10 protein-coding genes and 1 pseudogene are annotated in these 12,600 nt (G+C 75.2%); 9 read left to right on the forward strand and 2 right to left on the reverse strand.

The annotated features are described in order from the left end of the window. Window positions 1-30: 30 nt before the first annotated feature. A complete protein-coding gene (locus D0Z06_RS04080; RefSeq protein WP_117376062.1) occupies window positions 31-540 on the forward strand; it encodes an OsmC family protein in 510 nt (169 codons plus the stop codon). Here the strand turns inward: D0Z06_RS04080 and D0Z06_RS04085 are convergent. Further along, on the reverse strand, window positions 515-1,222 hold the full coding sequence (locus D0Z06_RS04085; protein ID WP_117376063.1) for a response regulator: 708 nt from the start codon (window positions 1,220-1,222) through the stop codon (window positions 515-517). The genes D0Z06_RS04080 and D0Z06_RS04085 overlap by 26 nt on opposite strands. Further along, the gene (locus D0Z06_RS04090; protein WP_117376064.1) at window positions 1,219-2,382 is read right to left on the reverse strand and encodes a sensor histidine kinase; all 1,164 of its coding nucleotides are present in this window, start codon (window positions 2,380-2,382) and stop codon (window positions 1,219-1,221) included. The genes D0Z06_RS04085 and D0Z06_RS04090 overlap by 4 nt, the downstream gene beginning before the upstream one ends. A gap of 173 nt (window positions 2,383-2,555) precedes the next feature. Here D0Z06_RS04090 and D0Z06_RS04095 point away from each other — a divergent pair, with 173 nt between their 5' ends. The 8 genes and pseudogenes from D0Z06_RS04095 (at window position 2,556) to D0Z06_RS04130 (ending at window position 12,511) form a co-directional block, all read left to right on the forward strand. After that, window positions 2,556-4,730, forward strand: coding sequence for an MMPL family transporter (locus D0Z06_RS04095; protein ID WP_158579871.1), 2,175 nt, complete (start codon window positions 2,556-2,558; stop codon window positions 4,728-4,730). A 266-nt stretch (window positions 4,731-4,996) separates the two neighbouring features. After that, entirely contained in the window at window positions 4,997-6,238 is a 1,242-nt protein-coding gene (locus D0Z06_RS04100) for a CpaF family protein (protein WP_233517433.1), read from the forward strand. Further along, window positions 6,235-7,092 (forward strand): type II secretion system F family protein, encoded by an 858-nt coding sequence (locus D0Z06_RS04105; RefSeq protein ID WP_117376066.1) that lies wholly within the window; start codon window positions 6,235-6,237, stop codon window positions 7,090-7,092. Before D0Z06_RS04100 ends, D0Z06_RS04105 begins: the two co-directional genes overlap by 4 nt. A gap of 17 nt (window positions 7,093-7,109) precedes the next feature. Continuing rightward, window positions 7,110-7,940: pseudogene (locus D0Z06_RS04110) on the forward strand (type II secretion system F family protein); the annotation flags it as partial. Window positions 7,941-7,974: 34 nt separating this feature from the next. Further along, window positions 7,975-9,453 (forward strand): recombinase family protein, encoded by a 1,479-nt coding sequence (locus D0Z06_RS04115; RefSeq protein WP_158579872.1) that lies wholly within the window; start codon window positions 7,975-7,977, stop codon window positions 9,451-9,453. A gap of 753 nt (window positions 9,454-10,206) precedes the next feature. Then, window positions 10,207-10,689, forward strand: coding sequence for a hypothetical protein (locus tag D0Z06_RS25230; protein ID WP_158579873.1), 483 nt, complete (start codon window positions 10,207-10,209; stop codon window positions 10,687-10,689). Next, window positions 10,686-11,549 carry a bifunctional DNA primase/polymerase gene (locus D0Z06_RS04125; RefSeq protein WP_158579874.1) on the forward strand — a complete coding sequence of 288 codons (864 nt, stop codon included), beginning with the start codon at window positions 10,686-10,688 and terminating at the stop codon, window positions 11,547-11,549. The genes D0Z06_RS25230 and D0Z06_RS04125 overlap by 4 nt, the downstream gene beginning before the upstream one ends. Further along, window positions 11,546-12,511 carry an AAA family ATPase gene (locus tag D0Z06_RS04130; RefSeq protein ID WP_117376070.1) on the forward strand — a complete coding sequence of 322 codons (966 nt, stop codon included), beginning with the start codon at window positions 11,546-11,548 and terminating at the stop codon, window positions 12,509-12,511. The genes D0Z06_RS04125 and D0Z06_RS04130 overlap by 4 nt, the downstream gene beginning before the upstream one ends. Window positions 12,512-12,600 lie beyond the last annotated feature (89 nt).

Consider the following 12,600-nt stretch of genomic DNA (forward strand, 5'->3'; position numbering starts at 1 on the left):
GGGCCGGTCGATCGCGCACGAGGAGGTCGGGTGGACGCCGTCCAGCTGCGGGAACTGCAGGCACCGCTCAAGCAGCGCTACCGCGACGACCCGGCGTCGGCGTGCGCGCGGATGGAGGCGCACGCCGACTTCTCCGACCCCGGGGTCACGTGCACGGTGCAGACCTGGTCCGGGCCCGCCCGCGCCGGCCTGCACCCGGCCACCGGCGGCGACGGCTCGGACGCCTGCTCGGGGGACATGCTGCTGCAGGCGCTGCTGGCCTGCACCGGGGTGACGATGCGCAGCGTGGCCACGGCGATGGGCGTGCGGATCCGCTCGGCCCGGCTCACCGCCCGCGGCGACATGGACGCCCGCGGGACGCTCGGCGTCTCCCGGGAGGCGCCGGTCGGGTTCGGCCCGATCACCGTCGACGCCGAGCTGGACACCGACGCCGACGAGGCGACGCTGGCCACGCTCGGCCGGCTCACCGAGCGGTACTGCGTGGTGGCGCAATCGCTCGCCAGCCCGCCCCAGCTCACCGTGCGCCGCGCGGCCCGCTGACCGGGGAGGGGGCGCCGGCCGCCCCCTCGCCGCCCGCGGGCACCAGGCCCGCCCGCCAGGCCATGGCGACCAGCTGGGCGCGGTCGCGGGCGGCGAGCTTGGTCAGCACCCGGCCGACGTGCGTGCGGGCGGTGGCCGGGCTCATGTGCAGCGCCCGGCCGACCTCCTCGTTGGACAGGCCCTGCGCCACGGCCACGAGCACCTCCCGCTCCCGCCCGGTGAGCTGCGCCACGAGGCCTGCGTCGGTCGGCGGGGGAGCGTGCAGCGCCGCGGCCAGCACGCTGCGGGTCACCGCCGGGTCGAGCACCGCCTCGCCGGCGGCCGCGGCGCGCACCGCCCGGCGCAGGGCGTCGGGCTCGGCGTCCTTGAGCAGGAAACCGCTGGCGCCGGCCCGCAGCGCCCCGAAGACCAGCTCGTCGTCGTCGAAGGTGGTCAGCGCCAGGACGGCGACCCCGCCGAGCGCGGGGTCGGCGACGACGCGGCGGGTGGTCTCGATTCCGTCGAGCACCGGCATCCGCAGGTCCAGCAGGACGACGTCCACCGGCGTGGCGCGCAGCCGGTCGAGCGCGGCCCGGCCGTCCCCGGCCTCCCCGGCCACCTCGATGTCGCCGCCGCGCTCGAGCACCGCCCGGACCCCGGCGCGCACCAGCGGCTGGTCGTCGACGACCAGGACCCGGATCACGCCGGCGTCCCCACCCGGTCGGCCACCGGCAGCACCGCGCGGACCGCGAAGCCGCCCCCGTGCCGCTGCCCGGCGGACAGCCGGCCACCGAGCAGCCCCACCCGTTCCCGCATGCCGGCCAGCCCGTGACCGGCTCCGCCGGGGCCACTCCCCCCGCGGCCGTCGTCGACGACGCTGACGGTCAGCGTTCCGGGCCCGTGGGCGACGGTGACCGTGGCGGTGGCGGCCCGCGCGTGGCGCAGCACGTTGGTCAGCGACTCCTGCACCACCCGGTGCGCGGTGGCCTCGACGCCGGCCGGGAGCGGCCCCGGCTCGCCCTCGACGGCCAGGCGCACGTCCAGCCCCGTGGCGGCCGTCGCGGCCACGAGCCGGGGGAGGTCGGCCAGGCCGGCCGGCCCGGCGCCGCCCTCCGGGTCGGCGCCGCGCAGCAGGCCGACGGTGCCGCGCAGGTCGTGCAGCACGTCGCGGCTGACGGTGCGGATGGTCTCCAGCGCGCGGCGGGCGGCGGCGGGGTCGTCGTGCAGCGCCTCGGCGGCGACGGCGGCGTGCAGGGTGACGACGGCGACGGCGTGGCCGAGCGAGTCGTGGACGTCGCGGGCGATGCGCATGCGCTCGGCGGCGACCCGGCGGGCGGCCTCGGCGTCCCGCTCCTCGGCCGCCCGCCGCAGCCGCTCGGCGGTCTCGGCCCGCCACCGCCGGCGGGAGTGCACCGCGTCGCCGAAGGCGAGCACCGCGGCGAGCAGGACGGTGGACAGCGCGAGGTCGTAGCCGAGCACGAGCCCCGGGTTCTCGTCGGGGGAGGGCTCGACCAGCCGCCAGGTGGTGGTGAGGGCGGTCAGCACCACGCCGGCGGCGACGCCGGTCCGCCAGCGCCCGGCCTCGGCCAGCGTGTAGAAGGCGGGGGCCAGCGGCACGACCAGGCCGACCGCGGAGTAGCCGAGCACGTAGTACAGGTAGAGGACGGCCAGCGTGGCGGCGAGGGCCACCGCCGGGCGGTGCCGCAGCACCAGCATGGGCGCGCCGAGCAGGGCGAGCAGCAGCACCGCCGCGACGTCGGCCGGCCGGGCCTCGGGCTCCAGGTGGGCGGCGAGCGCGGCCCACGAGGGGAGCACGGCGGCGAGGGCGAGGGCGACGTCGACGCGCCCGGGGCGCCTGGTCATGCGGCGAGGCTAGGACGTCGCGGCGGCCCGTGGCGTCCGCCCGGGAGCGCGGTCCGGCGGTCCGGCGTACGTCCAGGTGCGTACCCAGATCGGTCCGGTGGGCGGACGACGGCGAGCCGGTCCCGTTCCTAGCGTCCGGAGCCGTCCCGTCCCGCTCCCGCCAGGAGGCCGCCGTGCTCGCCTCGCTCGCCCGCCGCTGCGTCCGGTACCGCTGGCCGGTCACCGCCGCCTGGATCGCCGCGGTCGTCGCCCTCACCGCGCTCTCCGGCGCCCTCGCCGGCCCGACCAGCGACGACTTCGCCCTGCCCGGGTCGGAGAGCCGGCGGGCCGCGGACCTGCTCGCCGGCGCCGGGTTCGAGGCCCGGTCGGGGACGTCGGCGCAGGTGGTCCTGCAGGCCGACGGCGGGGTCGGCGCCCCGGCGGTGCGGGCGGCGGTCGACGACCTGGCGGCCGCCGTCGAGGACGGGCTGCCCGGTGTGGAGGTGACCAGCCCGTTCGAGCCCGGCGGGCAGCACCAGGTGGCGCCCGGCGGCGACGTCGCCTACCTGCAGGTCGACCTGCCCCAGCGCGACCCCGCCGACGTGGCCGAGGCCGCGGCCACCCTCGACCGGCTCCGCGCCGACCTCGACGTGCCCGGCCTGCGGGTGGAGATCGGGCTGCCGGTGGAGGAGGAGGCGGAGAGCGGCCCGCCGGCCGAGGTGATCGGCGTGGCCGCGGCCGCGGTGGTCCTGCTGGTCGCGTTCGGCTCGTTCGTGGCGATGCTGCTACCGCTGGTCGTGGGCGTGCTGGGCGCCGCCTGCGGGGTGGCGGCGATCGGGCTGGCCGCGCACGTGCTCGACGTGCCGAGCTTCGCCGGGGCCGCCGCCGGGATGGTCGCCATCGGGGTCGGCATCGACTACTCGCTCCTGGTCGTGACCCGGTTCCGGGAGGCCCGGCGCTCGGGGCTGACGGTGCCCGACGCGGTGGCGCTCGCCCAGCACACGGCCGGCCGCTCCGTGCTGTTCGCGGGCACCACGGTGGTCATCGCCTCGCTCGGCCTGGTGCTCATGGGCATGGAGCTCATCACCGGGGTGGCGCTGGGCATCGCCGCGTCGGTGCTGGTGACCATGCTGGGCGCGGTCAGCCTGCTGCCCGCGCTGCTCGCGATCGTCGGCGGCCGCATCGACCGGACGGCGCGGTCCCGCCGGCGGAGCACCGACGGGTCGGGCGCGGCCGCCGGGCGGTGGGCCCGCACGGTGCAGCGGCGTCCCGTCGCCTGGGCCACCGCCTCCCTCGCGGCCCTGGTGCTGCTCGCGCTGCCGGTGCTGGACCTGCGGCTCGGGTTCAGCGACGCCGGCACCCTGCCCGAGGGGTCGACCGCCCGGCAGGCCTACGACCTGGTCGCCGAGGGGTTCGGCCCGGGGGCGAACGGGCCGCTGGTGGTGGCCGTCGACGCCGCCGGTGGCGGGGCGGCCGCCCCGGCCGGCGAGCTGGCGGCGGCCGTCGCCGCCGACCCGGGCGTGGCCTCGGTGGCCCCGCCGGTGCTCTCCGGGGACGGCGGGACCGCGGTGCTGCAGGTCGTGCCCGCGTCCGCACCCCGCGACGAGGCGACCGCCGAGCTGGTGCACCGGCTCCGCGAGGACGTCGTCCCCGGGGTCGTGGGTGGCACCGGCGTGGAGGTGGCGGTCGGCGGGACCCAGCCGGCGGCGATCGACTTCGCCGACTACACCGCCCAGCGGCTCCCGCTGTTCCTGGCCGTCGTCCTCGGGCTGTCGTTCCTGCTGCTGACCGTCGTGTTCCGGGGCCTGCTGGTCGCGCTCAAGGCGGTCGTGGTGAACCTGCTGTCGATCGGCGCGGCCTTCGGGGCGCTGGTCGCGGTGTTCCAGTGGGGGTGGGCGGGCGACCTGCTCGGCGTCGAGGGCGTGGCCCCGGTCGAGGCCTGGGTGCCGATGATGCTGATCGCGATCGTCTTCGGGCTGTCGATGGACTACGAGGTCTTCCTGCTCTCCCGGATCCGCGAGGAATACGACGCGAGCGGCGACAACGCCTCGGCCGTGGCGACCGGCCTGGCGCGGACGGCGCGGGTGATCACCGCCGCGGCGGCCATCATGGTCTGCGTCTTCGGCAGCTTCGTCCTCGGCTCGGCGCGGGAGCTGCAGCTGTTCGGCTTCGGCCTCGCGGTGGCGGTGCTGGTCGACGCGACGCTGGTCCGGCTGGTGCTCGTGCCGGCGACGATGGAACTGCTCGGCCGGGCGAACTGGTGGCTGCCGCGCCGGCTGGAGCGCGCCCTGCCGCACCTCACCGTGGAGGGCGCCGCCCCGCGGCCGTCACCGCGGGAGGAGCAGCCGGCGGTGGTCGGCGCCTGCTGACGGGGGCGTGGCCGGGTCGGACGCACCTGCCCACCGCGGGTCCTACGTCTCTGAGTGCAGGTGCACTCAGAGACGTAGGCCCCCCCGGCCGGTTCCCTGCGGTCGGTCACCGGCGCCGGTGGCGGGTGACACCCGGGCGGGTGGACCGGTGCGCGGCGTCGTCCACAGATCGTGGTCACGGCACCCCGCGGACCGGCCGGCTCACCTAACGTCCCTCGTCCCGCCCGGTGGGCGGGTTGCCGGTGTGGGACGACGACGGGGGGAACGTGCCGACTGCGACCAGTGCGCTGGAGGTCGTCGACGGCGAGGTGCGGGAGCTGATCCGCCGCCGCGGGCTGGACCCCTTCAGCGATCCGGCGCCGGTGCGGCTGCTGGTGCGCGACGTGGTGGCCGACTACTCGGAGCGGTCGCTGACCTCGGCGCTGCCGCCGATCGGGGACGCGGAGTCGGTGGTCCGGGACGTGCTGGACCGGGTCGCCGGTTTCGGGCCGCTGCAGCGCTTCCTCGACGACCCGGAGGTCGAGGAGGTGTGGGTCAACGAGCCGGGCCGGGTGTTCGTGGCGCGGCGCGGGCGCAGCGAGCTGACCACCACGATCCTCGGCGCCGGCGAGCTGGCCGACCTGGTGGAGCGGATGCTGCGCACGTCCGGGCGGCGGCTGGACATGTCGACGCCGTTCGTCGACGCGATGCTGCCCGACGGCTCGCGGCTGCACGTGGTCATCCCCGACATCACCCGTCGGCACATGGCGGTCAACATCCGCAAGTTCGTGCTGCAGGCGCACTCGCTCGACGAGCTGGTCGCGCTGGGCACGCTGACGGCGCCGGCGGCGCGGTTCCTGGAGGCCGCGGTCGCCGCGGGCCTGAACATCCTCGTGGCCGGGGGCACCCAGGCGGGCAAGACGACGCTGCTGAACTGCCTGTGCGCGGCGATCCCGGCGCGGGAGCGGGTGGTGACCTGCGAGGAGGTCTTCGAGCTGCGGGTGCCGCTGCCCGACGTGGTGGCGATGCAGACCCGGCAGGCCAACCTGGAGGGGACCGGGGAGATCCCGCTGCGCCGGCTGGTCAAGGAGGCGCTGCGGATGCGGCCCTCGCGGCTCGTGGTCGGCGAGGTGCGGCAGGAGGAGTGCCTGGACCTGCTGATCGCCCTCAACTCCGGGTTGCCCGGGATGTGCACGCTGCACGCGAACAGCGCCCGCGAGGCCGTGGTCAAGATGTGCACGCTGCCGCTGCTGGCCGGGGAGAACATCGGCCACGCCTTCGTCGTCCCCACGGTGGCGGCCAGCGTCGACCTGGTGGTGCACGTGGGCACCGACCCCGACGGACGACGGCGGGTGCGCGAGGTCGTCGCCGTCCCGGGCCGTGCGGAGGGCGGGGTCGTCGAGCTGGCCGACGTCTTCACGACCCGGGACGGCCGGCTGGTGCGGGCCGACGGGTACCCGCCGCACCCCGAGCGCTTCGCCGCGCTGGGCATCGACCTGACGGCGCTGCTCAGGGGCGGTCCGGCGTGACCGGTGCTCTCCTGGGGCTCGCGCTGGGGGTCGGCCTGCTGCTGGTCTGGCGCAGCGGCCCGCGTGCCCCGCAGCGGGTCGACCGCCCGGAGCGGGTCAGCTCCCGCCGGCAGCGGCTGGCCGCCGCCGGCCTGACCGGGGTGACGCCCGTCCAGCTCCTGGCCCTGCAGGTCGGGCTGGCGCTGCTGGCGTTCGTCGTGGTGCTGGTCACCACGCGCACCGTGACGGTCAGCCTGCTCTTCGGCGGGTTCGGCGCCGCGCTGCCGCCGCTGCAGGTCCGCCGGCTGGCGGGGCGCCGCCGGGCGGACCTGCGCGAGGTCTGGCCCGAGGTGGTGGACAACCTGGCCTCCGCCGTCCGGGCGGGGATGTCGCTGCCCGAGGCGCTGGCCGCGCTGGCCACCCGGGGGCCGGAGGTGCTGCGGCCGGCGTTCGCCCGGTTCGCCGCCGACCACCGCTCCAGCGGCCGCTTCGGCGCGTGCCTCGACCGGCTCAAGGACGACCTCGCCGACCCGGTGGGCGACCGCGTGGTCGAGACCCTCCGCGTGGCGCGGGAGGTGGGCGGCAGCGACCTCGGCCGGGTGCTGCGCACCCTGGCGGCGTTCCTGCGGGAGGACGCCCGGGCCCGCGCCGAGCTGGAGACGCGGCAGGGCTGGGTGGTGCACGCGGCCCGGTTGGCGGTCGGCGCGCCGTGGGTGGTGCTGCTGCTCCTGGCCACCCAGTCGACGACGCTGGCCGCCTACGACTCCCCGCTGGGGACGGCGATCCTGCTCGGTGGCGCGGTCGTGTGCGCGGTGGCGTACCAGGTGATGCTGCGGATCGGCCGGCTGCCCCAGGACGTGCGGGTGCTGCGGTGAGCGGGGTCGCCGCCGGGATGCTGCTCGGCCTGGTCGCCGCGGGCGGTCTGCTGCTGGCCGTCGCGTTCGCGCCGCCGTTCCGGACCGCACGGCTGGTCGACCGCCTCGCGCCCTACGTCCACGACACGCCCGCGCCGTCCCGGCTGCTGGGCAGCGCGACCGAGCCGGGCCTGCTGGTGGCGGTCCGCCGGCTGCTGGGCCCGGTGGTGGCCGACGGCGCCCGACTGGTCGACCGGCTGGTGGGCGGCCGGGCGTCGGTGCGCCGGCGCCTGGACGCCCTCGGCGGTGGCACCACGGTCGAGGACCTGCGCGTCGAGCAGGTGGTGTGGGGTGCGCTCGGCCTGCTGGGCGCCGCGCTGGTCGCCGCCGTCGGGTCGCTCGCCGCCGGTGGCGTCAACCTGCTCTCGGTGTCGCTGCTGTGCCTGGCCGGGCTGCTGGGCGGCGTGCTGGGCCGCGACTGGTGGCTGAGCCGGCAGGTGCGGCGGCGCGAGGAGCTCCTGCTGGCCGAGTTCCCGGTGGTGGCCGAGCTGCTGGCCCTGGCCGTGACCGCGGGGGAGGGCCCGGCGGCGGCGATCGCCCGGGTCACCCGGCTCTCCGGCGGGGAGCTGGCCGCCGAGCTCGGTGCGGCCCTGGGGCGGGCCCGGGCCGGCATGCCGCTGCCGGACTCGCTGCGGCTGGTGGCCGAGCGGACCTCCCTGGAGCCGCTGGCCCGCTTCGTCGACGGGCTGCTCGTGGCCCTGGAACGCGGTACCCCGCTGGCCGAGGTGCTGCGCTCCCAGGCCGCCGACGCCCGCGAGGCCGGCAAGCGGCGGCTGCTGGAGGCCGGTGGCCGCAAGGAGATCGCGATGATGGTCACCGTTGTCAACCGCTACTGTTCCGTGTGTGTCCACCACACGAGCAGCGATCTACGCCCGGCAGTCGCTCGACCGGTCCGGAGAAGGAGCGGCCGTCGACCGGCAAGTCGACGACTGCCAGCATCTCGCCGACCGGCGCGGCTGGACCGTTGTGGAGACCCTGACCGACAACGACATGTCCGCCAGCACCGGCAAGCGGCGCAAGGGTTACGAGCGGCTACTGCACATGATGCGCGGGGGCTCCGTGGATGCCGTCGTCGTGTGGCACCTCGACCGGCTGACCCGCCGCCTGGTCGACTTGGAGGAGGTCATCGCGATCTGCGAGGCCACCGGCGTCCGCCTTGCAACGGTCACCGGGGACATCGACCTCAGCACCGACACCGGCCGCATGCTGGCCCGCATCCTCGCCTCGGTCGCCCGCGGGGAGGTTGAGCGCAAGGGGGTCCGGCAACGCCGGGCCAACGAGCAGAGGGCTACGGCCGGGCACATGGGATGGACCCGGCGGCCGTTCGGCTACGACCGGCAGGACGGTGCTGTCGTCGTGGTCGACGAGGAGGCCAAGGGGTTGGAGCGGGCCGCCGAGATGGTGCTATCGGGGGGCACACTGGCCGCTGCCGCTCGGATGCTCAACGATGCGGGTCTGACCACTACCGGCCGGCGCATGGTCCGCGACGACGACGGTGACCCAGTCCTCGGGGACGACGGCAGGCCGATCTACCGGGATGCCCTGCCGTGGAACGTGACCACCCTGCGGCGGGCGCTGCTGAACCCCCGCTACTCCGGCCGGGTCACCTACAACGGCGAGGAACTGCAGAAGGACGGCAAGGGCGTCGCGGGTCAGTGGCCGATCATCCTTCCCGCCGATGTGCAGGAGAGGTTGGCGGAGAAGCTGCGAGACGTGCGCCGCCGGGTGCAGCAGGGCACCGACGTGAAGTTCCTTCTGTCGGGGCTGGCCCGCTGCGGGCGCTGCGGGGCGGTCATGTTCGCGTCCCCGATGGGCTCCAAGGGCAGGCGCTGGATGGTCTACAAGTGCGCGGCCACCAAGAGCGGTCCGGGCTGCTACCTCGCCCGACGCCAGGACCTCGTCGACGAGGTTGTGGAGGCGGTCGTTGTCGCCCGACTGTCGCAGCCGGACGCGGCGCACCTGTTCGCCGAGGATGAGGACGTGCCAGCGCTGCGCGCCGAGGCCGCCGAGCTGCGTTCCCGCCGCGACGACTTGGCCGGTCTGCTCGCTGATGGGCTGCTGTCCGCATCGGCGGTCCGCGAGCGGTCCGGGCAGCTCACCCAGAGGATCAACGGCCTCGAGGACCGGATCAGCCGTGTCTTGGGGGAGTCCCCCCTGGCCGTGCTGACCGCAGCCGAGGACGTCCGGGCGGCGTGGGAAGCGCTGCCCCTGCGAGACCGTAAGCAGGTCGTGGACATGCTGATAACCGTGACGATTCTCCCCGCCGGCAAGGGACAGCGGTTCATCCCCGAGCAAGTCGAGATCGAGTGGAGGCGTTCGTGACTGACCAGTGGCTTCTACAGGAGCAAGAGTGGGAGGCGCTTGCAGTCACTTGGTCGGGGCTCTCTCGCAAAGAGCAGAGAAGCGTTGCGGTCGTGCAGTACATGTGCGTCATACGGGACTGTCAGTTGGTGACTGTCTTCAGGGCGCCCGTTGGACTGCTCGTTGCCCTTCCGCGATACAGGAAGTCCCCTGAGCGGAACGCGGAGTCGGCTGCTTCTGCCCGTGCGGCGCGAACGGTCGATGGCGAGCGCCGCTGGAAGGGGAGGGTGGCGCCGCTGGACCAGTTCTCGGACGCACAGCTTCCCGAACTCGGCATTGAGGTGAATTGCGATCACGTCTCACGGTTCATCTCCGGGGTCCACCTGCTGGCGGACGTCGAGCGAGGACGGCCAGGCGCGCCGATTACTAAACGCATCCGTTAGATCACGCTCCGTGTGCTATGATCGACAGCAGCACGCTGAGCCCGGCATGGAATGCCGAACGGGAATGAAGTTGGGCGACCCGGAACTCCCGAGGTTCCGCCTTGCCCGCAAACAGCGCATCCCTCCGTGCAAGCACCGCCCGAGCCGGCGCAGCCGCTCGCTGGCGCCGGCCTGACGCCGAAGACGCCCGCCGCGACCTCGCGGCCGAGCGCATCAGCTCGTACGTCCAGCGCGTCCTGGCCGACGCTCCGGAACTCACTCAGGCACAGAAGGATCGGCTAGCCCTCCTGATTCGCGGTGGCGCTTCGACCTCCACGGGGGTCGGTGCCGCGTGACCGCGCAGAACGGCCCGGCCCCCCGCACCACCGGGGGAACCGGGCCCAAGCAGAACTCCGCCGCGACCAAGCCGCCTCGTTCTGGTGTCGATTCTAGGGCTGTCACAGGCGATCCGGCACTGTTCGATGCGCATGTCGAGGTCGACGCGTACAGCCGACGCACCACCCTGGTCCCGTCGGCGTACGTGACCGGCCCCGGCCCGCGCCCGGCCACCACCGGGCGCGAGGAGGCCCAGGCACCGGCGTGGTGGTGGGCCGAGGCCGAGCGCATCGTGCTTGCCCTGATCGACTCCGGCCACCAGGTGTCCAGCGACGACCTACACCAGCGGTACCCCCACGAGCCCTCCGCCTCTGGCGCCGCGTTCGGGGCGCTGTTCGCCAAGCTGGCCCGCGCCGGCCGCATCCGCGAAGTCGGCATGGTTCGGTCACGGCGGCCCGAGGCCCGTCGGCGGCGCATCATCCTGTGGGGCGCACCGTGACCCCGACGCACAGCGCGGCGCTCCGCGCTGCCCTGGACTATGCCGCCCACGGCTGGCCGGTCCTGCCGCTCGCCCGCGCTACCGACGGCCGGTGCAGTTGCGGGTGGCCGGCCGACCGCTGCACCTCGCCGGGCAAGCACCCCACCAACCCCGGCGGCTGCCGCAACGCCACCACCGACCCCGACACGATCCACGGATGGTGGCGACGCTGGCCCACCGCGAACGTCGGCATCGCCACCGGCCCCGCCTCCGGACTGGCGGTGCTCGACGTGGACGGCGAACCCGGCCGCGACAGCCTCGCCGACCTCGAGGCAGCCCACGGGGCCTTGCCGGGCACCGTCACCGCGCTGACCGCCCGCGGCTGCCACCTGCTGTACCGGTGGCCGGGCGGGCTGGGCAACGGCGCCGGCACCTACGGCCGCGGACTGGACCACCGCGGCGACGGCGGCTACATCGTCGCTCCGCCATCGGTCCACCCCACCGGGCACGTGTATCAGTGGCTGACCGCAGACGGCAGCGACCCCCGCCCGTGGGCGCACCCGTTGCCCGACTGGCCGGCGCATGTGCTGCGCACCGGAGCGCGGGCAGCGGCGCCGCGCCCGGTCGTGGTCCCGCTGCACCGCCCCGGAGACGGCCCGTTGGCCGGGCTGGTGCGGGTGGTGCTCAACGCCCAGCCCGGCACCCGCAACAACGCGGTCAACTGGGCCTCGTACAGGGCGGGAGAGCACATCGCCCGTGGCCGTCTCGCCCCCGAGGCGGCCGCCTCGGCACTGCTCGCAGCTGCTGCCGCCGTCGGGCTGCCCGAGCATGAGGCGGTCCGCACCATCGCCTCCGGCCTGCGATCGGCGGGTGCGGCATGAGCGTCGACGAGGCCACCGTCGCCCAGGTGCTCGCCCTGGCCCGCGTCGGGCAACCGGCCGCGGACGAGCAGCCCCGCCGGGCGCCGATGCGTGACCGGCTGCTGACTCGCAGCAGCCTCGCGGAGCTTCCTGAGCCCGAGCCGCTGATCGCCGACACCATCGACCGGCGCACCGTCGCGCTCGTCGCCGGCCACTTCGGCTCCCTCAAGAGCTTCGTCGCTCAGGACTGGGCAGCCTGCGTTGCCACCGGGCGACCCTGGATGGGGCGCCCGGTCCAGCAGGGCTCCGCGCTGTACGTGGCCGCTGAGGGCGCTCACGGCCTCCACCCGCGGTTCACCGCATGGGAACACGGGTGGCAGCGCCGAATCCCCGACGACGCGCTCACAGTGCTCCCCGAGCCGGTCAACCTCAGCGACTCGGCGGCTGTCGCCGAGCTGTGCGAGCTGGTCGCTGGACGGGCCCTCGTCGTCGTCGACACCCTCGCCCGCTGCCTCGTCGGCGCCGACGAGAACAGCGCCAAGGACATGGGCATCGCCGTCGACGCCCTCTACCGACTGCGTGACGCCACCGGCGACGGCACCGTCGTCGTCCTCCACCACACCGGCAAGGACCGGGCCACCGTTCGCGGGTCAAGCGCGCTCGAGGCCGGTGTCGACACCGTCTACCAGACCGAGGGCGACGCCCGGTGCATGCGGTTGAGCCGCACCAAGCGCAAGGACGGGCCCCGGGAGGACCAACTGCAGGTGAGGCTCAACCCGGTGCTGTCCAGCGGCGTCATCGTGTCCGCGATCGGCGCGGACATGAACAGCAACGCACGGACCCTCATGTCCGCGTTCATGTCCGCGTTCGGCACCACCGGAGCGACCAAGGCCGACCTCCGCAACGTCGTGGACATGCCCCCGGCCAGCTTCCACCGCTCCCTAACCCGAGTTCCGCAGTTGATGGGCACACGAGGCGGGTAGCGCGGACGAAGGTGCTGGTCGAGCGGGCGTAGCGTTCCCGACGGGCGTGAATGTGTAGGTACACGTTTGGGCCGCTGAGGGCTTGCTCT

Source organism: Geodermatophilus marinus (assembly GCF_003428645.1).
Lineage (GTDB): Bacteria > Actinomycetota > Actinomycetes > Mycobacteriales > Geodermatophilaceae > Geodermatophilus.